This is a genomic window from Halobacterium noricense (genome assembly GCF_021233435.1).
Taxonomy (GTDB): Archaea; Halobacteriota; Halobacteria; order Halobacteriales; family Halobacteriaceae; genus Halobacterium; species Halobacterium noricense.
In genome coordinates this window covers 1-21195 of sequence record NZ_CP089468.1, presented here as the reverse complement: position 1 = coordinate 21195, position 21195 = coordinate 1, and the positions used below count along the sequence as shown (strand labels likewise).

Below are 21195 nucleotides of genomic sequence, written 5' to 3'. Positions count from 1 at the left end.
GGGGTTCTATCCCTTACAGAATGTTCCGCTCGCGCAGCAGCGCTTCTAATTCGGCCATCGACGCGACGACCGTGTCGCAGTGCTCCTCCACGCCGGGTTTCGGCTGGAAGCCGACGCCGCAGCCGGCCTCGTCGAGCATCGGCGCGTCGTTGGCACCGTCACCGACGGCCACGGAGTCCGCCACGTCCACGCCGAACTCCGTGCAGACGTCCACGAGCGCGTCGTCTTTCGTCCCCTCGATGAGCGGGCCCTCTACGTCGCCCGTGAGTTCGCCGTCGGCCTCCGGCAGGCTGTTGGCGACGACGCGGTCGACGGTCACGCCCGCGGCGTCGAGTGCGGTCTCCACGCCGGGGCCGAACCCGCCAGTGAGCACGACGACGCGGACGCCGTCGTCCGAGAGTTTCCCGAGCAGTTCGCCCGCGCCGTCCCGCAGGCGGACGTCACTGTACACGTCGGCGGCGTCCGTCGTGGGGAGGCCGGCGACGAGGCTGGCGCGCTCGCGGAGGCTCTCGGCGTAGGAGAGTTCGCCGCGCATCGCGCGCTCGGTGATACTGGACACTTCGTCGCCGACGCCGTGATGGGCGGCGAGGCGGTCCATCATCTCCGAGTCCGCGAGCGTGCCGTCGAAGTCGAACGCGACGAGCGTCATTAGCGCCGCCTAGGCGACGGGCAGGGAAAAGCGTCGCTCCTCTGGCAGACGTTACTCGCGGGCGCCAACCGGGACGCCACTGAATCGGTCGAGTCCGGCAAGCTCCGCCGGATAGGGACGCGGGCGTGGGCAAACGTCCACTCCCCGAAGCGGGAAGATACACGAACTTGCGTATTCTGGTGGTGCGTGAACCACCGACAATTCGTGCACGTGCGGAAACGCTTATCCGCGAGTGAACCGACCGACTTCGCATGAAGGTACTCGTCACGGACCCCATCGCGGACGCCGGCCTCGACCGACTCCGCGAGGCGGGCCACGACGTCGAAACCGACTACGACGTGGAGGACGACGCGCTCATCGACGCCGTCAGCGACGCCCACGGCCTCATCGTCCGTTCCGGCACGGAAGTCACCGAGGAACTGTTCGACGCCGCCGACGACCTCGTCATCGTCGGTCGCGCCGGCATCGGCGTGGACAACATCGACATCGACGCCGCCACCGAGCACGGCGTCATCGTCGCCAACGCGCCCGAGGGGAACGTCCGCGCCGCCGCCGAGCACAGCGTCGCGATGGCGTTCGCCGCCGCGCGCTCCATCCCGCAGGCCCACGACCGCCTCAAGGACGGCGAGTGGGCGAAAGGAGAGTTCCTCGGCACGGAGCTCAACGGAAAGACGCTGGGCGTCGTCGGCCTCGGTCGCGTCGGCCAGGAGGTCGCCAAGCGCCTCGGCGGCCTCGGCATGGACCTCGTCGCCTACGACCCCTACATCGGCGAGGAGCGCGCCGAACAGCTCGGCGCCGACCTCGTGGAGTTCGACGAGTGCATCGAGCGCGCGGACTTCGTCACCGTCCACGTCCCGCTCACGGACGAGACGGAGGGTCTGCTCGGCGAGGACGAGTTCGCGCAGCTCGAAGACGGCTACGTCGTCAACGTCGCGCGCGGCGGCGTCGTCGACGAGGATGCGCTCGCCGACGCGGTCGAGGACGGCGTGCTCGCGGGCGCGGCGCTCGACGTGTTCGCCGAGGAGCCGCTCTCCCAGGATTCGCCGCTGCTGGACGTCGAGGACATCGTCGTGACGCCGCACCTCGGCGCGTCCACGCAGGCCGCCCAGGAGCACGTCGCCACCTCGACCGCCGACCAGGCCGTCGCCGCGCTGAACGACGAACCCGTGCTGAACGCGCTGAACGCGCCGAGCGTCGACGAGAGCTCGTTCGGCCGCATCGAGCCGTACATCGGCCTCGCCGAGACCGCCGGGAAGGTCGCCGCCCAGCTGTTCGACGGCCGCATCGAGCGCGTCGAAGTCAGCTACGAGGGCGACATCGCCGAGGAGGACCTCGACCTCGTCACCGCGAGCGCGCAGAAGGGCGTCTTCGACCCGCTGGAGTGGCAGGTCAACGCCGTCAACGCGCCCCGCGTCGCCGAGGAGCGCGGCATCGACGTCACCGAGTCGAAGACCCGCCAGAGCGAGGACTTCCAGAGCCTCGTCTCGGTCACGGTCGGGAACAGCGACGAGGCGCTCGCCGTCTCCGGCACGCTGTTCGCGGGCGACGACCCGCGCCTCGTGAAAATCGACGGCTACCGCGTCGACGCCGTCCCACACGGCCACATGCTCGCCGCGCGCAACGATGACGAGCCCGGCGTCATCGGCTTCATCGGCACCGTGCTCGGCGATAACGGCGTCAACATCGCGGGGATGTTCAACGCCCGCGAGACCATCGGCGGCGAGGCGCTCACCGTCTACAACCTCGACTCCACGGTCCCCGAGGCAGCCCTCGACGAACTGCTCGCGGACGAGCGCATCATCGACGTCCACAACATCGAGCTGAACGGCGAGTAACGCTTTTCTCCCGTCGGCCCGCCCGTTCGTTCGTGCCGACAGTTTCGGAGACGTACATCGAGAACCGCGTGCGCGTCCAGCCCGACGACACGAACAACTACGCGTCAGCGCACGGTGTTCGAAAATCGCGGAGCGATTTTCGCAGCCCGTCAGAACGCTGTGCGTTCTGAGGACGGCAACGTCGTGAAGTGGATGGACGAGGTGGGCGCGATGTCCGCGATGCGGCTCGCGGGGTCGACGTGCGTCACCGCGCGCATCAACGGCCTCGACTTCGAGCGCCCGATTCCGCAGGGCGACATCTGCGCCATCGAGTCGTACGCCTACGACGCCGGGACGAGCAGCGTGGTGGGCGAAGCGAGCCACGTTACAGCGAGCGGGGAGCGCACGCTCGACGGAGGAGAGCGCGGAATGCCGAGCGGTGACCCTCGGGAGCCGCGAGTAGAGTGACCCGCGAGCAGCGTGCACGTCCGCTTACGGGCGTTCCGCGAGGACCCCCGGACCGGGGAGACCGAGCAGACGACGAGTTCGCACTTCGTGTTCGTCGCCGTCGACGAGGCGATGAAACCCACGACAGTGCCCGAACTGACCGTCGAAACCGACCGCGACCGCCGGCTCGAACAGGAAGCGCTCGCCAGCGAAGGGACCGACTGAGAACAGTTACAGCGCGTCCAGCACGCCGTCCGCGTCCGCGGGGACGGGCGTCGTGTCGCCGCCGGCTTCGGCGGCCGCCTCGGGGTCCTTCAGGAGGTGGCCCGTGGTGAGGCAGACGACGCGCTCGTCGGCGTCGATGTCGCCGCGCTCGCGGAGTTTCAGGAGGCCGGCGACGCTCGCGGCGGACGCCGGCTCCACGCCGACGCCGTCCTCCGCGAGCATGCGCTGGGCCTCGGTAATCTTCTCGTCGGAGACGGCGACGGCCGTCCCACCCGTGTCGTAGATGCCGGGCAGCGCCTTCGGCGCGTTCACGGGGTTGCCGATGCGGATGGCGGTCGCCCGCGTCTCCACGTCGTTCCAGCGCTCGACGTAGTCGCGGCCCTTCTCGACGGCCTCGACCATCGGGGCCGCGCCCTCGGCCTGCACGCCCGTGAGCTTCGGCATCTCGGACTCCTCGAGTTCGCCCGCTTCGACGAGTTCGCGGAAGCACTTGTACAGCGCCGCCGTGTTCCCCGCGTTCCCGACCGGCAGCACGATGCGGTCCGGGAAGTGCCCGTGGGCGTCCCGGGACTGCTCTAGGATTTCGAGGCCGATGGTCTTCTGGCCCTCCAGGCGGAACGGGTTGAGGCTGTTCAGGAGGTACGCCTCCCCGCGGTCCGCAAGCTCCGCGACGACGTCGAGGCAGTCGTCGAAGTTGCCGTCCACCTCGCAGATGCGCGCACCGTGCAGCGCCGCCTGCGCGACCTTCCCCGCGGCGACCTTGCCGGCGGGAAGGAGGACGAGCACGGGCGTGTTCGCGCGAGCGCCGTACGCCGCCAGCGCCGCGGACGTGTTCCCCGTGGACGCGCACGCGAGTCGGTCGACGCCGAGCCGGTCGGCGACCTTCACGCCGACGGTCATCCCGCGGTCCTTGAAACTGCCAGTCGGGTTCGCGCCCTCGTGTTTCACGCGGAGGTCCGCGACGTCCGCTTCGGCCTCGATTGCGGGGACGTCGTACAGCGGCGTGTTCCCCTCGCGGATCGAGACGCCCTCGTCGAAGGGGAGCGCCGCGGAGTACCGCCAGACGCCGTCGCCGGAGAACTCGTCGAACGCCGGGTAGTCGTCGTACTGGGCTTCCAGCAGGCCACCGCAGTCCGGGCACTCGTACACCACGTCGTCGAACGGCGCGATGGTGTCGCCGCACTCGACGCACGCCAGCCAGACGCCGTCGTCGGCGACGTCGGGCGTCGGGCCGCCCAGCGAGAGGTCAGTCATGGTCACGTCTCGGTGACGGAGACACAAATACGGGGCGGGTGTTGCGGCTTTTGCCAGCGCTCAGTCCGACCGGAGTACCCCGTAGCCGACGAGCCCGGCGAGGACGGCGACGCCGAGTGCGGCGCCGGGAACGAATTCGAGCGCGAGCGCGAACAACAACAGGAAGTTGGCGGCGAGGAGGACGAGCGCGACGTCGACGTGTTTCTGGAGGGCGCTGTCGGTCATCACGCTCACGCTCGCGGGCGGCGACGGAAAAGCTGGCGGTGGGTGTTCAGTCCACGAGTTCGACGAGCAGCGCCTTCTGGGCGTGCAGGCGGTTCTCGGCCTGCTGCCAGACGACGGACTGCGGGCCGTCGATGACGTCGGCGGTGACTTCCTCGCCGCGGTTCGCGGGCAGGCAGTGCATGAACGCGGCGTCCCCGAGCAGGTCGTCGTCGACCTGGAACCCCTCGAAGGCGTCGAGGCGCTGTTCGCGCTCGCTCTCTTGGCCCATGCTCACCCAGACGTCCGTGTAGACGACTTCGGCGGCCGCGGTGGCAGCCTCGGGGTCCGTGGTCACGGTCACGTCGCCGTGCTCCTCGGCGCGCGCGATGACGGAGTCGTCGAGGCCGTAGCCCTCGGGCGTCGCCACCTGCACGTCGTAGCCCATCATCGCCGCGCCGACGGTGAACGACGCCGCGACGTTGTTGCCGTCGCCGACCCACGCCACCGTCCCGGAGTCGCCGACGACTTCGCGGAGCGTCAGGAGGTCCGCGAGCGCCTGACACGGGTGGGCGTCGTCGGTGAGGCCGTTCACGACCGGCGCGTCGGCGTGCGCGGCAATCTCCTCGAGGTCGTCGTGGTCGAAGACGCGCGCCATCACCGCGTCGACGTACCGGCCGAGCGCGCGGGCGGTGTCCGCGACGGGTTCGCCGCGGCCCAGTTGGATGTCGTCGTCGCCGAGGAAGACGCCGTGGCCGCCGAGCTGGGTCATTCCGACCTCGAAGCTCACGCGGGTTCGCGTCGACGGCTTCTCGAACAGCATCGCCAGCGAGCGCCCGGGGAGGGCCTCGTGGGGCATGCCGTCGGCTTGCGCGCGCTTCAACGCGGCCGCGTCGTCTACGACGCCGGCCAGTTCGTCGGTCGTGAGGTCGTCGATTGTCAGGAAGTGCATAGCCTGTCTGCTGCGGTGGTGAGTACGTCGACGCCGCGGTCGAAGGCGGCGAGGTCGATGCGTTCGTCGGGCGCGTGGTCCAAATTGGAGTCCCCGGGGCCGTAGGTGGCGACGGGGCAGTCCCACGCGCCGGCGTAGATATTCGCGTCGCTCGTGCCGGTCTTCCGGAGGTGCGTGGGGTCGCCGCCCGCCTCGCGGATGCCCGCGCGGAGCGCGCCCGAGACGGGCGTCCGCGGGCTCGCCATGACAGGCGGAATCGACTCCGTCCACGTCACCGAGCCAGCCTCCGTGCAGTCCGCGACCGTCTCGTAGACGTCGTCGGCGGTGGTGCCGGGCGGCAGCCGGAACTGCATCTCCACGGTCGCCTCGACGGCGGTGCCGTCCTCGGCGAGGCCGCCGTCGAAGGAGACGGGCTTGACGGTCACCGACTCGAAGACGGTGTCGTCGTCGGGGAACGCCGCGCGCACGCGCTCGGTCCACGCGGTCGCAATCTGGACAGCGTTGGGCTCGGGGCGCGAGGAGTGACCGCTCTCGGTGGCGACCTCGTAGGTGCCCGCGACGAGCCCGCGATAGCCCAGCGTCAACGCGTCCCAGCCCGACGGTTCGCCGTTCACGACGGCGTCGGGCTCCGCGCGGTCCTCGACGAGGTGACGCGCGCCCGCCGAGGTCGTCTCCTCCTCGACGACGCCCGCGAACGACGCGCCGGTCTCGACGCTCGCCGCGGCCATCGCGGCCAGCGGCCCGGTCGCGTCCACGCTGCCCCGGCCCCAGAGTTCGCCGTCTGCCTGAGACGTCTTCGACGTCTCCCCGTCCTCGACGCGCACGTCGATGTAGCCGGGAACGGTGTCGATGTGGCTCGTGAGGAGCACGCTGTCGTCGCCGGGCGCGCGGACGTTGCCGGCGTCGTCGGTCCACGCCTCGCGGCCGTGGCGCTCGAAGTAGTCGACGAGTACCCCCGCAGCCTCGGATTCCGCACCCGAAACAGAGGGGGTCGAGACGAGGTCGCGGAGGAGGTCCCGTGGGGTCATAGCTCCTCGGCGAGCGCGTCGACCACGCGATCGGCGTGGGACTCGGTGACAGTTAACGGCGGTAAGAGGCGTACCACGGTGCGACCCGCGGGGAGCGCGAGAATCCCGTGGTTCATCGCGAGCGCGCGAAGCGCCCGATTCGCCCCCCGTTTCACCTCGACGCCAATCAGCAGGCCGTCGCCGCGCACGTCACGTACCGGCAGCTCCGCGAGTTGCTCTCGGAGGTAGTCGCCGACGCTCGCCGCGTTCGCCGCGAGGTCGTCGTCCTCCAGAACGTCGATCGTCGCGAGCGCCGCCGCGCACGGCACGGGGCCGCCGGAGAACGTCGAGCCGTGGTTGCCGCTGTCCTCCGCGAGCCAGTCCGCGACCAGCGTCGCGCCGATGGGGAGGCCGCTGCCCAGCCCCTTCGCGACGGTGAGCGCGTCCGGCACGACGCCGGCCTGCTCGCACGCCCACAGCGAGCCCGTGCGCCCGAGCCCGGTCTGAATCTCGTCGAAGACGAGCGCCGCACCCGTCTCGTCGCAGGCGTCGCGCGCGGCCTGCAGGTAGCCCTCGGGCGCGGAGTGGACGCCACCCTCGCCCTGAATCGGCTCGAGAATGACAGCCGCCGTCTCGTCGTCGACGGCCTCGGCGAGCGCGTCACTGTCCCCGTAGTCGACGAACTCCACGTTCTCGGGGACCGCGAACCCCTCGCGGTACTGCTGCTTCCACGTCGCCGCCAGCGCGCCGAGCGTGCGGCCGTGGAACGCGCGCTTGGCCGCGACGACCTTCTCGCGGCCGGTCGCGTGGCGCGCGAACTTCAGCGCCGCCTCGTTGGCTTCCGTCCCGGAGTTACAGAGCCAGACGTTGTCCAGCTCGCCGGGCGCGAGGTCGCCGAGGCGGTCGTAGAGCGCGGTCCGGGTCTCCGTGGGGTACGAGCCCTGCACGAACAGCAGGTCGCTGGCCTGCGACTCGACGGCGTCGACCACGTCGGGGTGGCAGTGGCCGGCCGGCGCGCACGCGTACGACGCGCCCATGTCGAGGTACTCGTTCCCGTCGTCGTCGTAGACGTACGGCCCCTCGCCGGATTCGATTTGGATGGGCTTCTCCCCGAAGACGAAGCCGCTCATGAGAGGGCCTCCGGGCTGAAGCGCGTCCCAGCACCTTCGAGCGCGGCGACGATGGGGTCGCGGCGGTTCGCGTCCGACACCACGACCGCCTCCGCGCCGCCCTCCAGCGCTTCGGTCGCCGCCAGCACCTTCTTCGTCATGAACCCCTCCGCGGCCGCTTTCGCGCCGTCGAGGTCCGCGGGAGTCAACACCTCCTCGATGAGCGAAGTCGGGTCGTCGCGGTCGGCGTAGACGCCCTCGACGTCGGTCAGCACGACCAGCGTCGCGTCGAGCGCGCCCGCGACGGCCGCTGCCGCGCGGTCCGCGTCCGCGTTCACGGGCGTCCACTCCTCCTCGTCGTCGCTCTCCTTCGCGAACATCGGCACCGACACCACGGGCACGTAGCCCGCGTTCAACTGAGTCTCCAGCAAGTCAGTGTTGACTTCCTCGATGGTGCCGGAGTGCTCGCCGCGGCGAATTTTTTGCTTGCCGTCCTCGACGACGCGCACCGCGGACTTCCGCGGCCCCGTCAGCAGTTTCCCGTCGACGCCGTTGAGGCCGACCGCGGGCACGCCCGCGTTCTCGAACGCCGCGACGAGGTCGGTGTTGACCTTCCCCATCGCCATCTCGAAGACGTCCATCGTCTCCTCGTCCGTGAACCGGCCGGTGACGCCCGACGGCGACTCCACGTACTCGGGCTCCTTGCCCATCTGGTCGAGCGCGTCGTCGACCGCCGTCGACCCGCCGTGGACGACCACGACGTCCTCGTCGTTCACCGTGAGGTGTGCGACGTCGGTCACCGCGCCCGCCGGGTCGACGGCGCGCGCGCCGCCGATTTTCACTACTACCGTCATGGACTCCCCACCGGGTGCAACCCGAGTTGGTCGAGGCCCGCGGCCTCCTCGAAGCCGAGCGCGACGTTCGCCGCGTGGACGGCCTGCCCGGCGGAGCCTTTCATCATGTTGTCGATGGCCGAGAACGCCACGATGCGGTCGTTGTCCTCGTCCAGTTCGAAGCCGACCTCCGCGCCGTTCGTGCCGGCGACGGCCTTCGGCTCGGGGTAGCGGTAGACGCCGCTGCCGCCCGCGACGACGTCCACGAACGGTTCGTGCTCGTACGTCCCACGGTACGCGCTCCAGAGGTCGCCCGTGGAGACACCGGAAGACGAGTCTTCCGAGCCCCCGCTCACTCCGTTCGCGGGGAACACGTGGCAGGTCGCGCTCGCGCCGCGGACCATGTCCACGGCGTGCGCGGTAAAGGAGACCGAGAGCCCGAGTTCCTGCTCGATTTCGGCCTCGTGGCGGTGGCTCGTGGGCGCGTACGGGCGCACGACGCCCGAGCGCTCGGGGTGCGAGGAGGCGGGGCCGCCGCCCGCGCCACCCTCCGAGGAGCCGACTTTCACGTCCACGACGACGTGCGCGTCGTCGAGGAGGCCGGCCTCCTGCAGGGGGAGCAGGCCGAGAATCGTCGCGGTGGCGTTGCAACCGCCGCCCGCAATCAGGTTCGCGCCCGGCAGGTCGCCCCGACTCAATTCGGGGAGCGCGTACACCGCGTCGTCGAGGTGTTCGGGCGCACTGTGGCCGTCGTACCACTCGCTGTACTGCGCTTCGGTTTCGAGGCGGAAGTCCGCGCTCAGGTCGACCACGGTGTCCGCGGCGGCCTGCCACTCGTCGAGGTGGTCCATCGCGACGCCGTGCGGTGCTGCCGCGAACAGCACGTCGACGGATTCGAGGTCCGTCGGCGGCGTGAAGCGCAGGTCGAGGTCGCGGAGGTTCGGGTGGACGCTCCCGACAGTCTTGTTCGTGTACTCGCGGCTGGTCGCCTGCGCCACCTCGAAGCCGGGGTGGCCGGCGAGCAGGCGGAGGAGTTCGCCGCCCGCGAACCCGCTCCCGCCGACGACCGTCGCGGTCGTGCCGCCGGTGGCCGCCATCAGGGCGTCACCTCCACTTCCGCGGCCGCGCGGTCCTCCAGCCAGTCGACGACCGCAGCCGGGACGTCGACATCGCTGGCATCGTTCAGCGCCTTGAACTCCACGGTGTGGTTGACTTCGTGCACGGTGTAGCCGTCGCCGGTCTCCATCAGGTCCACACCCAGCAGGCCGCCGCCGACCGCGTCGCTGGCGGTCTCGACGAGGTCGGCGACCTCCTCGTCGACCTCGAAGGAGTTCGTCTCCGCGCCCTTCGCGGCGTTGGTCAGCCAGTGGTCGCCCGAGCGCGTCATCGCGGCGACGGGCTCGCCGTCGGTCGCCAGCACGCGGATGTCGCGCCCCGGCTTCTCGACGAAGTCCTGGATGTAGAACACCTTGTGCTCGTAGTGCCCCAGCGTCGCCTTGTGTTCGAGGACCGCCTCCGCGGCGTTCCGCGAGTCCAGCTTCGCCATCAAGCGCCCCCACGAGCCCACGACGGGCTTCAGCACGCAGGGGTAGCCGTACGACTCGACGGCCTCCAGCGCGCTCTCGGTGGTGAACGCGACCGTGGTGTCGGGCGTGGGGAGTCCCGCGTCGTCGAGCGCGAGGCTCGTCCGCACTTTGTCCGCGCAGACGGCCGCGGTGTCGGGGCTGTTCACGACGGGGACGTCGTAGTGCTCGCAGAACTCCGTGGCGTACTTGCTGCGGCTGGTCGCCAGGCAGCGGTCCACCACGAGGTCGCAGTCCGCGAGGGCGGCGTCGGTGCCGTCGAGGCCGAACCCGTGCTTGCGGACGTCGATTTTCTCGACGGCGTGGCCGCGCTCGCGCAGCTCGGCGAGCAGCAGTTTCTCGTCCTTCCGAATCCGGGAGTACAGGATGCCGACGCGCAACTTACTCCCCCCAATCCTCGGAGAGCTCGGGCGCTCGATCGAGGACCGGCGGGGCGGTGTCGACGACTTCCAGTTCGGTGCCACAGGTGTCGCAGTCGACGATTTCGCCGACTTCGAGGTCGTCGTGCAGGGCCACGTCGGACCCGCATTCGGGACATGTGCTCATAGCACTCCCACGTTCTCACTGATAGCACTTAAGCTAATCGGACTTGTCAAACTTCTTTTACTAGCTGGAGAAGCAGCTAACGGCGCGAAAGCGCGCGAACCGAGCGAGCAATCGGAACCAGATACGTAGTAAGTATGTTGTCTATTTGCCCACGGAGGGGCGGTCGCTCTCGTCGCAGGCCGGCTGGCGTGCTCGCCGGCTGCTCGTCGCCGGCTGTGGCAGCGGCCGCCTCACTCATACGTCGCCACCTCCGCGGCGAGGTCGTCGGCCGCCGCGGCCAGCGCTTCCTCGTGGTCCGCGACCGCTGCCTCGTCCGCTGCGAGCGCGACCCGCACGTCGTCGAGCGCGTCCCGGACGGCCTCGGGCGCGGGACCGCCCGTGGAGTCGCGCTGTGCGACGTTCGTCACGGGGTCCAGCGCCGCGGCCACGACCTCCGGGTCCGCGAGTTCCGACAGCGGCTTCCCGGTCACTTCGCGGGCCGCCGCGTCCACCGCGACGAGATCCGCGCTGTGCTCGCCGGCGATGCCGCTGACGCCGTCGCTGGCGTGGCTCTCCGGAACCGAGTTCGTCGCGTCCGCCGCCTCGCCGTGTTCGGCCGCGAGCGCGACGATTTCGTGGGCGGTGCGGAACGGCATCCCCGCCGCCGCGAGCGCGTCCGCCACGCCGGTCGCCGTCGAGAACCGCTCGCCTGCTGCGGCCTCGAGTTCCTCGGCGGGCCACTCGGCCGTTGCGACTGCGCCCGCGGCCACCTCCACGGCGTCCGTCACGTCGTCGACGACCTCCCACGCGTGCGGCGTGGCGCGCTGGAGGTCGCGGTTGTACGCCCGCGGCAGCCCCTTCAGCGTCGTCGCGAGACTCGTGTACGCGCCCACCGCGTCGCCCGCGGTCGCGCGCACGAGTTCCAGCGTGTCCGGGTTCTTCTTCTGGGGCATAATCGAGGACGTCGAGGAGTAGTCGTCGCTCAACTCCACGAACCCGCGGTTGGCGAACAGGACAATATCCTCCGCGAGCCCCGAGCACGTCACCGCGACCGAGGACAGCGCCGCCACCGTTTCGAGGAGGAAGTCGCGGCTCGCCGACGCGTCCATCGAGTTCGTCACGATGCCGTCGAACCCGAGGAGGTCGGCGGTGCGCTCGCGGTCCACGTCGAACGTGGTGCCCGCGAACGCCGCCGCGCCAAGTGGCGACTGGTTCGTGCGGTCGAACGCGTCCAGCAGCCGGCCGGTGTCGCGCGCGAGCGTCTCCTCGTAGGAGAGCGCCCAGTGCGCGACCGTCGTCGGCTGCGCGGGCTGGAGGTGCGTGTACCCCGGCATCACGGTCTCCGCTTCGGCCTCGGCGACGTCCGCCAGCGCCGTGCGGAGCGTCAGGACGACGTTCAGCGCGTCCAGCACGTCCTCGCGGAGGCGACACCGGATGCAGGTGGCGACCTCGTCGTTGCGCGAGCGCGCCGTGTGCATCTTCCCGCCGACCGGGCCGACGCGTTCGACGACCGCGGTCTCGATTGCTTCGTGGACGTCCTCGCCGTCGGGGAGCGCGTCGAAGCCGGCGTCCTCGACGCTGTCGAGCGCGGAAAGAATCGTCGCCGCCTCGTCGTCGTCGACGACGCCCTGTTCGGCGAGCATCACGACGTGCGCGCGGTCGACCGCGAGGTCCGCCGCGAAGATGCGGTGGTCGGCGTCCATCGAGGAGAGGAACGACCGCGCGGGGCCGCCGCTGAAGCGGTCGCGGCGCACCACCGTGCCGTCGTTCTCCCCGCTCATTCGTCGATCGCTCCGTCGTTGCTCGTACTTCCCGAGGCGTTCTGCGCCTCGTCGCCGCCGTCGGGCTTGAGTTCGGGCTTGCTCGCGTTCGCGAGGCGGGACTGGAAGCCGTGGTACTTCGCGACGCCGGTCGCGTCGCCCTGCTCGATGCCGTTGACGGTCTCGGTGTCGAAGCTCGCGGCGTCCGCGGAGTACACCGCGTACTCGCTCTCGCGGGCGACCGGACGGGCCTGCCCGCCCTCGAATTTGATGGTGACCGTGCCCGTGACCTTCTGCTGGGTGCCCTCGAAGAAGCCGTTGAGCGCGTCCATCAGCGGGTGGTCGACGAGGCCCTCGTAGGCCTTCTGGGACCACTGCTGGCTGACCTGCTGGCTGAAGTCGCGCTCGTCTTTCGTCAGGACGAGCTGTTCGAGCGCCTCGTGGGCCGTCAGCAGCGTCGTCGCCGCCGGGTGCTCGTAGTTCTCGCGGACCTTCAGGCCGAGCATGCGGTCCTCCATCATGTCCGTGCGGCCGACGCCGTAGCTCCCGGCGAGGTCGTTGAGGTGCTCGATGAGCGGGACCGGCTCCATCTCGTCGCCGTCGACGGCAACCGGGACGCCCTGCTCGAACTCGATGTCGATGGTTTCGGTCTCGTCGCTGGGGGCGTCCGTCCAGTTGTAGATGTCCGCCGGCGGCTCGTAGCCGGGGTCTTCGAGCTGGCCGCCCTCCACGGAGCGGCTCCAGAGGTTCGTGTCGATGCTCCACTCGCCCTCGTTGCCTGCCTCGACTGGCAGGCCTTTCTCGTCGGCGTAGTCGATTTCCCACTCGCGCGTGAGGCCGAGTTCGCGGACGGGGGCGATGACGTCGAGGTCGCTGGCGCGCCAGACGGCCTCGAAGCGCAGTTGGTCGTTGCCCTTCCCGGTGCAGCCGTGTGCGAGCGCCGTGCAGCCTTGTTCCTCGGCGACGCCGAGAATCGCCTCGGCGATGACCGGGCGCGCGAGCGCCGTGCCGAGCGGGTAGCCCTGGTAGCTGGCGTTCGCCTGCACCGCCTCGAAGCAGAGGTCGGCGAACTCGGCTTTCGCGTCCACGACGTAGTGGTCGACGCCGAGCGCGTCGGCCGTCTCGTGGGCTTCGGCGAACTCTGACTCGGGCTGGCCGACGTCGACTGTCACGCCGATGACGTCGTCGTAGCCGTACTCTTCTTTCAGCAGCGGTACGCAAACCGTCGTGTCGAGCCCGCCGGAGAAGGCGAGCGCGACCGTTCCTCCTGTCATTCTGTGTTCCGTGTGTGTTGTGTGCCGCGGTAGTCGGGAAGTGGTGCGAGACCGAAAACGAGGGATGTAGCTGTAGTGGGGTCAGAAGGACCCCGGTCGTCGCGGCACGCGACGGGAGGACGCCGGACAGCCGACGGCCCCGCGGCTCACCGAGGGCGAGCAGCGGGCGTGAGCCGACGACTGCGTCATTACCAGTCTCGAACAGTCCCGAGTGCTTAAACGTTGCTCCCATCCCGTGGTCTTGCCATTAATGGTAACACGCCACACGACTTCCTGAATCCTTATCTGCGTGCTCCCCGAACGACCCACGTGTGCCCATGGCCCGCGGCAAACTCGACGTCGAAGACCTGCTGAAAATCGTGCTGGTGCTCGTCGTCGTTTGGCTCGCCCTCGAAATCCTCGAGGGGATTCTCGGCGTGCTCAGCGGCCTCCTCGGCCTCGCGCCGCCGCTCGTCGGCACTATCGTCCTCGTCCTCCTCGTGCTGTGGCTGCTCGACCGAATCTAGCGTAACGTCAGCGCTTTCCCGCTCCAGCCCCCACGAGAGCGTGTGTACAGCGTGAACGCTCCAGTGCCGGACGCGGTCAAGGCGGTCGCCGCGGACCTCCGCCCGGCGCTGTCGGAGTTCGCTCGCGTCCGCGAGCGCCGCGAGCAGACGCTGCTCGTCAAACGCGTCCCCGCCGCCGACCGCAAACAACTCCGCACGGCGTGGCAGACCGCTCAGGACGCCCTCGCCGGCGCGCCCGTCGTCGAAGCCCGCGTCGCCGAAGTCGACACGTTCGAGAATCCGCCGAACGGCTCCAGTCCCGTCGTCTACCTCGCTGTCGAGAGCCCCGGCCTCCACGGCCTCCACCAGCGCCTCTGTGAGGTCTTCGACCCCGTGCCCGTGATGGAGGGCGGTGACGACTACGACCCCCACGTCACGCTCGCCCGCGACGCAGACGGCTTCCGCGGCCGCCGCGCCGTCGAGAACGTCGACGGCCGCCGCGTCGGCCCCGTCACGTGGAACATCGAGGAACTCTACCTCTACGACGCCGAATACGGCGAACGCGTCGACACGCTCTCTCTTCCCGCGTAGATTCGCTGTTGCCTCGGCTGCTCGCCGTCATCTCGACGGGAACACCTCGAAAGCCCCGGGCCGCTCGGTGCTCCGGGACTCGTTGTGCTCCTCGGCCGCCGGCCTGCGGTGCTTACTTCGTCCGGGAGCAGCCGACCGGCCCGCCCCTTTCAGTCCACCCGTAGCCAGTTGGTCAGCCGGTAAGTGGGCGGACTGAAAGGGGCGGCGGGCTACGGGAAGCACGGCGAAGCAAGCACGCGAGCACCGCGAGCCGCGCGACCGTAGCCCGCCGGGGCTTTCGGGGTGTCGTAGTACGTATCGCCGTCCCTCGACGCAGAATCGAACGCGATTCTCGCACTGCCACAAGGAAAACCTAGTTCCCCGTGCCACACCTACGCAGACCACATGCGAATTGCCGTGCCCAACAAGGGCCGTATCCACGATCCGACGCTGGACCTCCTCGACAGAGCCGGGATCGGCGTGGAGAGCGGTGCGGAACGCCAGTTGTACGCCGACACCGTCGACCCCGAGATTACCGTGTTGTACGCGCGGGCGGCGGACATCCCGGAGTACGTCGCGGACGGCGCGGCGGACCTCGGCATCACGGGCCTCGACCAGGTGCACGAATCCGGCGCGGACAACGTCGAAGAATTGCTGGACCTCGATTACGGGACGTGCCGGCTGGTGCTCGCAGCGCCGGAGGACGGCAGCATCGACGCCGCCGATGATTTGGCGGGGAAGACGGTCGCGACGGAGTTCCCGACGATTACGCGCGCGTACTTCGACGGGAAGGCCGTTAGCCCGGACATCGTGGAGGTGTCTGGTGCGACCGAGCTGACGCCGCACGTGGAGATGGCCGACGCCATCGTGGACATCACGTCGACAGGGACGACGCTGCGCGTGAACCGCCTGAAAATCGTCGACGAGGTGCTCCAGAGTTCCGTGCGGCTGTTCGCCCGCGAGGACGTCACCGACGACCCGAAAGTCGAGCAGGTCGAGACCGCGCTGCAGTCCGTACTTTCCGCGGCGGGCAAGCGCTACCTGATGTTGAACGCGCCCGAGGAGAACCTCGACGCCATCGAGGGCGTGATTCCGGGGCTCGGCGGGCCGACCGTGCTGGACGTCGACGAACCCGGCATCGTGGCGGTGCACGCGGTCGTCGAGGAGCGCGACGTCTTCGAGGCGGTCAACGACCTCAAGCGCGAGGGCGCGACCGGTATCCTCGTCACCGAAATCGAGCGCCTCGTCGAGTAACTATCCGAGGAAGTCGCCGCCTGCGACGGCTCGCGCAGCGGCTGCCGTGAGCGGGTAGAGGACGAACCCGAGCACGCTCAGGCCCGCGAGCGCGAGCGCCGCGAGGCGGAGGTCTTGGGCGGCGTCCGCGACGACTGCGAGGACCGCAGCGCCGGTCGGAGAGAGCCACGCGCCCGCGGCCGCGTCGGGGTCGCCGAGCGCGTGGTACGCGCCGAGGAGGACGGCGGCGATGCCGAAGACGGCGGCGACGTCGGCCCCGGGTTCGTGGACGTAGGACGCGGCGTACGCGAGCGCAGCGGCGGCGAGCGCGAGGGCGCTCGCGTGGAGGGCGCGCCGCTCGTAGCCGTTCATGGCTGCGAGTACTCGGGACGGGCCAAAAAGCGAGACGGCCGTTCTCTGCGCGTGCAACTCAGGCCGGCGCGGTGCTCAACAGCGCCAGCAGGTTCGCGGCGAGCAACACCAACGCCACCGAGACGACGTAGTGCATCACGACGACGAGCGCGGCGGTCCGGTACTTCACGCGGTAGACCGCGTGGACGGCCGCGAAGTCGGCGGCGAGGCTGACGGCGATGATGATGGCCGGATTGTACCGGACGAGCGCGACCGTGACGACCGCGGGCGCGACGCCGACGAGCAGCGCGCGCTTCCACGGGACGTCGCCGAGTATGTACGTCGCGGCGACGTGCGCGGTGAACGCGAACAGCAGCCAGCCGCCGACGAGCGTGCCGACGTACTGGCCGAGCGTGCCGGGCGCGGGCTGGACCTGGAGGACGACCACGTCGCCTTATTCGAGGAGGCCGAGCTCTTCGAGCCGGGAGACGATCTTGTCGACGGCGTGTTCGGCGTCCTCGGGCTTCTTCCCGCCGGTGATGACGAGCTTCCCGGAGCCGAACAGCAGCGCGACGACTTCCGGTTCGTCGAGGCGGTAGACGAGGCCGGGGAACTGCTCGGGCTCGTACTCGATGTTCTCGAGGCCGAGGCCGATGGCGATGGCGTTGAGGTTGAGCTGGCGGCCGAGGTCCGCGGAGGTGACGATGTTCTGGACGACGATTTCGGGCTCCTCCTCGACTTCGATGGAGAGTTCGCGGAGCTTGTCGAAGACGATTCGGAGGCTCTCGTGGACGTCGTCGGTCGATTTCGCGCCGGTGCAGACGATTTTGCCGGACCGGAAGATGAGCGCGGCGCTCTTGGGGTCCTGCGTGCGGTAGACGAGGCCGGGGAACTGCTCGGGGTCGTAGTCGGCCCCCTCCAAGTCCATCGCGACGCTCTGGAGGTCGAGCTCCTGGCCGATGCCGGTGGAGGCGACCACGTTTTCAATATTGATGGTTTCCTTGGGGTCGGTCATCGTACGGTTTAAATCACGTATTTAAGGTTTATAAAGGTTGGTAGTCCGGGGAGTAACGCCTCAAGTACCCCGCGATGCCGGCAGGCTGATTGCCCGCGGGCGTCCAGTTGCCGACGTGTACGTCCTCGAACTCGGCGGTGCCGACGACGACTTCGCCGCCGCCGAAGCCCGCGCCGCCGCGACCGACGTCCGCGTCGCGGCCCCCGGTATCGGTCTCGCCAGCGACGTCGACCGCGAGCGCTTCCGCAGCCTCGCGTACACGCACCGCGCCGGCGACCACGTCGCCACAACCGACGCCAGCGTCGCCGCCGCCGTCGACGCGCTCCGAGACGCCGACGTCGCGCGCGCGCGCTCGGTCGCGGTCCGTGCGCGCAACGTCCGCAACACGACCGACGTCGACACCCAGCAGGCCGAGCGCGACCTCGGCGGCGTGCTCGTCGACGCCGGCTTCGACGTGGACTTGGACGACCCAGACCACGAGCTCCGGGCACTCTTCGCTGACGACTCCTGCTTCCTCGCGTGGCTCGCCGCCGAGTCCGTCCGCGACTTCGGCGAGCGCAAGCCCACCGACCGCCCGTTCTTCCAGCCGGGCAGCATGGACCCGTTGTTGGCACGCGCGCTCTGCAACCTCGCGCGCGTCAAGTCGGGCGACGTCGTCCTCGATCCGATGTGTGGCACCGGCGGCGTGCTCATCGAAGCCGGCTTGCTCGGCGCGCGCCCGGTCGGCACCGACGCCCAGCAGAAGATGGTCGCGGGCGCTCGTCGGAACCTCGCCGCGTACGTCCCGGACTTCGACGTCGCGCGTGCCGACGCCACCCGGCTCCCACTCCGGGACGACACCGCCGACGCGGTCATCTTCGACGCGCCGTACGGCCGCCAGTCGAAAGTCGAGACGCACGAACTCGCGGACCTCGTCGCCGGCGCGCTCGCAGAAGCCCGGCGCGTCACCGACCGCTGCGTGCTCGTCGCCGACCGCGACTGGCGGCCCGCCGCGCGCGACGCCGACTGGACGGTCGCCGAGCGCTTCGAGCGCCGCGTCCACCGCTCCCTGACACGCTACGTCCTCGTACTCGACTGACATGAGCGACGTGACAACGAAAGGTAACAATCAGGACGAGTAGATAGCCCCCGTATCCTACTATTTCGATATATACGCGCTCTGGTGGTGCCTAGCACGACAACGATTATCAGATAACCTTTTTGGCTACGTATCGGCTAACCTACGATATCAACGCCGAAACTGCCGTGCGTCTCTGTGCCGTCGCTGCCGTCGTCTGCCTGCTGGTGGGTGCCGGCGTCCAATCTGTCGCCGCGAGCAGCGAGTCGACAGTCACGACGGAAGATTCCGCACTCGTCACGTTCGCCGGCGGCTCCGACAGCGAACAGAACGACGATTCACCGCTCGCGCTCGGCATCAGCCCGAAGCGCGCGCTCGTCTCGCTGGCGTTCCTCGGCGCCGTCGCTGCGCGGAAGCACCGAGAACCATCGGGCTAACCTTCGATTCGTCACTCCGAGACCCGTTCGAGGACCGGAAACCGCTGGCTCACACTGCCGGTGAGTTCGGATTCGAAGCAGAAACTGCAATCAATCCCCGCCGCGTAAGGGGGACGTATGTCGGAGCGTGCCCCGGACCCGCTACCCGACTGCTTCGACGCCGCCGCTGACCTCGGCGTCGCTGCACTCGCGGTTGGCACACTCCTCGGGCTGGTCGCGTTCCTCACCAACCCCGTCCCGGACCCGTCGTTCCCGTGGGCGACGCTGCCCGCGTCGCTGCGCCTCCCAGTCACGCAACCCCGCATCGAGCACTGGCCGGTCACGTACACGCTCGCTGTCTGGACGTGGGTGGCCGCGCTTCCGTTCGCGTTACTCGCCGTGTACCGCCGCTACGCCGCCCGAACGCCACTCGGGCCGAACGCGTGGCTGGTCGGCCTCCCCGCCTACCTGATGGTGGCGCTCACCACGTACTGCCGGTTCTTCTGGCCGAAACTCTACCCACCGACGTGGAACGCCCCGTCGTACACCCTCGTCTGCTGGGGGTACTGTTCGTCGTACGTTCCCACCTGGAGCAACCTCGCGTACGCCGTCGCCGTGCTCGGCGTCGTGGCGTTCCTACTCACGCGCTCGGACGGACGGAGCGGCCGCCGCCTCGCAGCCGTGTTCGGCGTCCTCGCGCTCCCGCTGGGTTTGCCGGCGCTCGTCTACGCGCGTCGTGCCTACCGGTAACTGTCGGCGACGACGGCAACCGCGAACGACGCCGCGAGCACGACCAGCACGCTCGTCGTGTGTTCGTGGACGGGCACCAGTTCGAGCAGGCGAATCGTCGCGACCGAGAGCAGGTAGCCGACGAAGCAGACGAACCAGACGCTCCCGTACGCCACCGGCAGGTCGTCGGCGGCCGCCGCCCACCCGACGACGAACCCGGGGCCGAGCACGACGAGTAGCTGCCACCACGGCGTTTCCGGGCCGACGAGTGCGTCCACGGCCAGTGACAGCGGCAGCGCCACCAACAGGACGGCACCGGCGACGATTCCGACGCGCTCGAACTGGTCGGCGAGAGACACAGTGGCTCTCGGTGGCCGCGCGTAGAAAAACTACTCCTTCGGAGTGCCCGCGGCCACGGCGCGCTCGCGCCTCCAGAACCGACACAGAGTACTTACCGACTCGCTTCGAACAGTCATTCGTGCAGGACGGTGACGACCTAGGTATCGGGCTGGGCTCGCCCCCGAATAACCCCTCGACCGACGGGACGAGCCTGGCCGACGTGTTCTGGATGCTGCTCCCGGTCGTTCTCGTCTTCGGCCTGTTCGTCGGGCTGCTCGTGTTCGCCTGACGGCCGCGAGGCGAACACGAAACCACACGCGGCGGGCGGCGATTACGTCTCTCGACCGAGTTCCGCGAGCAGCCGCCCGACCTGAATCCGGTCGCTGTTCCCCGCGTGCAGGTCGAACTCCACGTCGCCCGCGAGCCGGTGGATCTCTGCGAGCTCCTCGCCGTCGTAGCGCGACCGCCCGACGCGCAGAATCTCTTCGAGCACCTCCTCGCCGCTCAGCCCGTCGTCGACGAGCAGGTCGTCGAGCGTCGAGCGCGCGTCCGTGAACTCGCCGGCCTCCGCGTCGTCCAGCATCGACGTGATCTGGTCGTCGGGACCGACGTCCTGGAGCGTCTCGTAGGCCGTGTTCATCGTGATTTCGCCCTCCTGCTCGGCGGTCGTCTGCGCGCCCAGGATGGCCTTCCGGAGGTCGCCGTCGGCGTACCCCGCGACGAACTCGATGCCGTCCGCGTCGGACTCCACGCCCTCGGCGTCCACGATGTCGCGGAGCACGGCGGTGATTTCGTCGGGCGTCGGCGCGCGCACGGACACCGGGAAGCAGCGCGAGCGAATCGGCGGGATGAGCTTCGACGGCTGGCGGGTCGCGATGATGAACTGGGTCGCCTCGTGGTGGCGTTCCATCACGCGGCGCAGCGCCTGCTGGAAGTCCTCCCGAATCGCCTCGGCGTTGTCGAGCAGAATCGTGTTGTACTCCCCGGAGACCGGCGGGTAGCTCGCGGACTCCTTGAGCACGTGGTTGATGAGGTCCGCCTTCGAGGAGTTCCGGCGGCGCTTCGAGGAGATGAACTGCGAGAACCGCGGGTCCTCGCTGACCTCCTTTTTCGTCATCCCGAAGAAGTCCTGCACGTTCAGCTCCACGAGGTCGTTCTCGGGGGCCTCGTGGGCGTGCTCGGCGAGCGCGCGCACCGCCGCCGTCTTCCCCGCGCCCTCGGGGCCGTAGACGACCAGATTCACGGGCTCGTCGGTGGCGTCCCGCAGGCGGTCCCGAAGTTCCGCCTGTGGGAGGTCGGCCAGCGACGGCGCGTGCGCGTCTATCCACAGCGGCTCGTCCATTACCGGTCAGTAACCGCCACGGGGC

At 69.5% G+C, this 21195-nt stretch carries 25 protein-coding genes and 2 pseudogenes; 10 read left to right on the top strand and 17 right to left on the bottom strand.

Annotated features, from left to right (window positions below; translation table 11 throughout):
- Positions 1 to 13: 13 nt before the first annotated feature.
- Positions 14 to 649 (bottom strand): phosphoserine phosphatase SerB, encoded by a 636-nt coding sequence (gene serB / locus LT974_RS00135; protein ID WP_232588532.1) that lies wholly within the window; start codon positions 647 to 649, stop codon positions 14 to 16.
- A 251-nt stretch (positions 650 to 900) separates the two neighbouring features.
- Between serB and serA the strand changes: the two genes are divergently transcribed.
- The 3 genes and pseudogenes from serA to LT974_RS00120 all read left to right on the top strand — a co-directional run.
- Positions 901 to 2484, top strand: a complete 1584-nt coding sequence (gene serA / locus LT974_RS00130) for a phosphoglycerate dehydrogenase (protein ID WP_232588531.1) — start codon at positions 901 to 903, stop codon at positions 2482 to 2484.
- Between the two features lie 32 nt (positions 2485 to 2516).
- A pseudogene (locus tag LT974_RS00125) lies at positions 2517 to 2817 on the top strand (acyl-CoA thioesterase); the annotation flags it as partial.
- Positions 2818 to 2949: 132 nt separating this feature from the next.
- A pseudogene (locus tag LT974_RS00120) lies at positions 2950 to 3135 on the top strand (acyl-CoA thioesterase); the annotation flags it as partial.
- Between the two features lie 6 nt (positions 3136 to 3141).
- Here LT974_RS00120 and thrC read toward each other — a convergent pair.
- From thrC to LT974_RS00065, 11 genes are all read right to left on the bottom strand, one after another.
- A complete protein-coding gene (gene thrC / locus LT974_RS00115; protein WP_232588530.1) occupies positions 3142 to 4389 on the bottom strand; it encodes a threonine synthase in 1248 nt (415 codons plus the stop codon).
- A gap of 60 nt (positions 4390 to 4449) precedes the next feature.
- Positions 4450 to 4614: a hypothetical protein gene (locus LT974_RS00110; protein WP_232588529.1), complete on the bottom strand. Its 165-nt coding sequence runs from the start codon at positions 4612 to 4614 to the stop codon at positions 4450 to 4452.
- Positions 4615 to 4660: 46 nt separating this feature from the next.
- Positions 4661 to 5542 (bottom strand): ornithine carbamoyltransferase, encoded by an 882-nt coding sequence (gene argF, locus LT974_RS00105; RefSeq protein ID WP_232588528.1) that lies wholly within the window; start codon positions 5540 to 5542, stop codon positions 4661 to 4663.
- The gene (locus LT974_RS00100; RefSeq protein ID WP_232588527.1) at positions 5530 to 6570 is read right to left on the bottom strand and encodes a [LysW]-lysine hydrolase; all 1041 of its coding nucleotides are present in this window, start codon (positions 6568 to 6570) and stop codon (positions 5530 to 5532) included. The genes argF and LT974_RS00100 overlap by 13 nt, the downstream gene beginning before the upstream one ends.
- The gene (locus tag LT974_RS00095) at positions 6567 to 7679 is read right to left on the bottom strand and encodes an aspartate aminotransferase family protein (protein ID WP_232588526.1); all 1113 of its coding nucleotides are present in this window, start codon (positions 7677 to 7679) and stop codon (positions 6567 to 6569) included. Before LT974_RS00095 ends, LT974_RS00100 begins: the two co-directional genes overlap by 4 nt.
- Positions 7676 to 8512, bottom strand: a complete 837-nt coding sequence (locus LT974_RS00090) for an acetylglutamate/acetylaminoadipate kinase (protein WP_232588525.1) — start codon at positions 8510 to 8512, stop codon at positions 7676 to 7678. Before LT974_RS00090 ends, LT974_RS00095 begins: the two co-directional genes overlap by 4 nt.
- On the bottom strand, positions 8509 to 9588 hold the full coding sequence (argC, locus tag LT974_RS00085) for an N-acetyl-gamma-glutamyl-phosphate reductase (RefSeq protein ID WP_232588524.1): 1080 nt from the start codon (positions 9586 to 9588) through the stop codon (positions 8509 to 8511). Before argC ends, LT974_RS00090 begins: the two co-directional genes overlap by 4 nt.
- On the bottom strand, positions 9588 to 10454 hold the full coding sequence (lysX, locus tag LT974_RS00080) for a lysine biosynthesis protein LysX (protein ID WP_232588523.1): 867 nt from the start codon (positions 10452 to 10454) through the stop codon (positions 9588 to 9590). Before lysX ends, argC begins: the two co-directional genes overlap by 1 nt.
- Before the next feature lies 1 nt (position 10455).
- Complete coding sequence (lysW, locus tag LT974_RS00075) at positions 10456 to 10620, bottom strand: lysine biosynthesis protein LysW (RefSeq protein WP_058984487.1); 165 nt, start codon at positions 10618 to 10620, stop codon at positions 10456 to 10458.
- Between the two features lie 230 nt (positions 10621 to 10850).
- Positions 10851 to 12380 (bottom strand): argininosuccinate lyase, encoded by a 1530-nt coding sequence (gene argH, locus LT974_RS00070; RefSeq protein ID WP_232588522.1) that lies wholly within the window; start codon positions 12378 to 12380, stop codon positions 10851 to 10853.
- A complete protein-coding gene (locus LT974_RS00065) occupies positions 12377 to 13633 on the bottom strand; it encodes an argininosuccinate synthase (protein WP_232588521.1) in 1257 nt (418 codons plus the stop codon). Before LT974_RS00065 ends, argH begins: the two co-directional genes overlap by 4 nt.
- A gap of 317 nt (positions 13634 to 13950) precedes the next feature.
- On the opposite strand from LT974_RS00065, the gene LT974_RS00060 reads away from it, so the two are divergent.
- The 3 genes from LT974_RS00060 to hisG all read left to right on the top strand — a co-directional run bounded on the left by LT974_RS00060 (position 13951) and on the right by hisG (position 15942).
- The gene (locus LT974_RS00060; protein ID WP_232590285.1) at positions 13951 to 14139 is read left to right on the top strand and encodes a DUF7554 family protein; all 189 of its coding nucleotides are present in this window, start codon (positions 13951 to 13953) and stop codon (positions 14137 to 14139) included.
- Between the two features lie 42 nt (positions 14140 to 14181).
- Positions 14182 to 14709 (top strand): 2'-5' RNA ligase family protein, encoded by a 528-nt coding sequence (locus LT974_RS00055; protein WP_232588520.1) that lies wholly within the window; start codon positions 14182 to 14184, stop codon positions 14707 to 14709.
- A gap of 384 nt (positions 14710 to 15093) precedes the next feature.
- Positions 15094 to 15942 carry an ATP phosphoribosyltransferase gene (gene hisG, locus LT974_RS00050; RefSeq protein WP_232588519.1) on the top strand — a complete coding sequence of 283 codons (849 nt, stop codon included), beginning with the start codon at positions 15094 to 15096 and terminating at the stop codon, positions 15940 to 15942.
- On the opposite strand, the gene LT974_RS00045 is transcribed toward hisG, so the two are convergent.
- The 3 genes from LT974_RS00045 to LT974_RS00035 are packed head-to-tail and all read right to left on the bottom strand — an operon-like array spanning position 15943 to position 17287.
- Positions 15943 to 16293 carry a hypothetical protein gene (locus tag LT974_RS00045; protein ID WP_232588518.1) on the bottom strand — a complete coding sequence of 117 codons (351 nt, stop codon included), beginning with the start codon at positions 16291 to 16293 and terminating at the stop codon, positions 15943 to 15945.
- A 58-nt stretch (positions 16294 to 16351) separates the two neighbouring features.
- Positions 16352 to 16720, bottom strand: a complete 369-nt coding sequence (locus LT974_RS00040; RefSeq protein WP_230889738.1) for a DUF7473 family protein — start codon at positions 16718 to 16720, stop codon at positions 16352 to 16354.
- Positions 16721 to 16726: 6 nt separating this feature from the next.
- A complete protein-coding gene (locus tag LT974_RS00035; protein ID WP_058984403.1) occupies positions 16727 to 17287 on the bottom strand; it encodes a TATA-box-binding protein in 561 nt (186 codons plus the stop codon).
- Positions 17288 to 17402: 115 nt separating this feature from the next.
- Between LT974_RS00035 and LT974_RS00030 the strand changes: the two genes are divergently transcribed.
- From LT974_RS00030 to LT974_RS00020, 3 genes are all read left to right on the top strand, one after another.
- Entirely contained in the window at positions 17403 to 18365 is a 963-nt protein-coding gene (locus LT974_RS00030) for a TIGR01177 family methyltransferase (RefSeq protein ID WP_232588517.1), read from the top strand.
- Between the two features lie 167 nt (positions 18366 to 18532).
- Positions 18533 to 18781, top strand: coding sequence for a hypothetical protein (locus LT974_RS00025; RefSeq protein ID WP_232588516.1), 249 nt, complete (start codon positions 18533 to 18535; stop codon positions 18779 to 18781).
- A 117-nt stretch (positions 18782 to 18898) separates the two neighbouring features.
- Positions 18899 to 19510 (top strand): hypothetical protein, encoded by a 612-nt coding sequence (locus LT974_RS00020; RefSeq protein ID WP_232588515.1) that lies wholly within the window; start codon positions 18899 to 18901, stop codon positions 19508 to 19510.
- On the opposite strand, the gene LT974_RS00015 is transcribed toward LT974_RS00020, so the two are convergent.
- The gene (locus tag LT974_RS00015) at positions 19501 to 19848 is read right to left on the bottom strand and encodes a hypothetical protein (protein WP_232588514.1); all 348 of its coding nucleotides are present in this window, start codon (positions 19846 to 19848) and stop codon (positions 19501 to 19503) included. The genes LT974_RS00020 and LT974_RS00015 overlap by 10 nt on opposite strands.
- A gap of 119 nt (positions 19849 to 19967) precedes the next feature.
- On the opposite strand from LT974_RS00015, the gene LT974_RS00010 reads away from it, so the two are divergent.
- Positions 19968 to 20117: a hypothetical protein gene (locus LT974_RS00010; RefSeq protein ID WP_232588513.1), complete on the top strand. Its 150-nt coding sequence runs from the start codon at positions 19968 to 19970 to the stop codon at positions 20115 to 20117.
- Positions 20118 to 20159: 42 nt separating this feature from the next.
- Here LT974_RS00010 and LT974_RS00005 read toward each other — a convergent pair whose 3' ends face one another.
- Positions 20160 to 21170 (bottom strand): AAA family ATPase, encoded by a 1011-nt coding sequence (locus tag LT974_RS00005; RefSeq protein WP_232588512.1) that lies wholly within the window; start codon positions 21168 to 21170, stop codon positions 20160 to 20162.
- Between the last annotated feature and the right edge of the window lie 25 nt (positions 21171 to 21195).

Bases quoted from the DNA above. Each gene is read 5' to 3' on its own strand.
- serB (WP_232588532.1), bottom strand. From the start codon at position 649: ATGACGCTCGTCGCGTTCGACTTCGACGGCACGCTCGCGGACTCGGAG.
- serA (WP_232588531.1), top strand. From the start codon at position 901: ATGAAGGTACTCGTCACGGACCCCATCGCGGACGCCGGCCTCGACCGA.
- thrC (WP_232588530.1), bottom strand. From the start codon at position 4,389: ATGACTGACCTCTCGCTGGGCGGCCCGACGCCCGACGTCGCCGACGAC.
- LT974_RS00110 (WP_232588529.1), bottom strand. From the start codon at position 4,614: ATGACCGACAGCGCCCTCCAGAAACACGTCGACGTCGCGCTCGTCCTC.
- argF (WP_232588528.1), bottom strand. From the start codon at position 5,542: ATGCACTTCCTGACAATCGACGACCTCACGACCGACGAACTGGCCGGC.
- LT974_RS00100 (WP_232588527.1), bottom strand. From the start codon at position 6,570: ATGACCCCACGGGACCTCCTCCGCGACCTCGTCTCGACCCCCTCTGTT.
- LT974_RS00095 (WP_232588526.1), bottom strand. From the start codon at position 7,679: ATGAGCGGCTTCGTCTTCGGGGAGAAGCCCATCCAAATCGAATCCGGC.
- LT974_RS00090 (WP_232588525.1), bottom strand. From the start codon at position 8,512: ATGACGGTAGTAGTGAAAATCGGCGGCGCGCGCGCCGTCGACCCGGCG.
- argC (WP_232588524.1), bottom strand. From the start codon at position 9,588: ATGGCGGCCACCGGCGGCACGACCGCGACGGTCGTCGGCGGGAGCGGG.
- lysW (WP_058984487.1), bottom strand. From the start codon at position 10,620: ATGAGCACATGTCCCGAATGCGGGTCCGACGTGGCCCTGCACGACGAC.
- argH (WP_232588522.1), bottom strand. From the start codon at position 12,380: ATGAGCGGGGAGAACGACGGCACGGTGGTGCGCCGCGACCGCTTCAGC.
- LT974_RS00065 (WP_232588521.1), bottom strand. From the start codon at position 13,633: ATGACAGGAGGAACGGTCGCGCTCGCCTTCTCCGGCGGGCTCGACACG.
- LT974_RS00060 (WP_232590285.1), top strand. From the start codon at position 13,951: ATGGCCCGCGGCAAACTCGACGTCGAAGACCTGCTGAAAATCGTGCTG.
- hisG (WP_232588519.1), top strand. From the start codon at position 15,094: ATGCGAATTGCCGTGCCCAACAAGGGCCGTATCCACGATCCGACGCTG.
- LT974_RS00045 (WP_232588518.1), bottom strand. From the start codon at position 16,293: ATGAACGGCTACGAGCGGCGCGCCCTCCACGCGAGCGCCCTCGCGCTC.
- LT974_RS00035 (WP_058984403.1), bottom strand. From the start codon at position 17,287: ATGACCGACCCCAAGGAAACCATCAATATTGAAAACGTGGTCGCCTCC.
- LT974_RS00020 (WP_232588515.1), top strand. From the start codon at position 18,899: ATGTCGGAGCGTGCCCCGGACCCGCTACCCGACTGCTTCGACGCCGCC.
- LT974_RS00005 (WP_232588512.1), bottom strand. From the start codon at position 21,170: ATGGACGAGCCGCTGTGGATAGACGCGCACGCGCCGTCGCTGGCCGAC.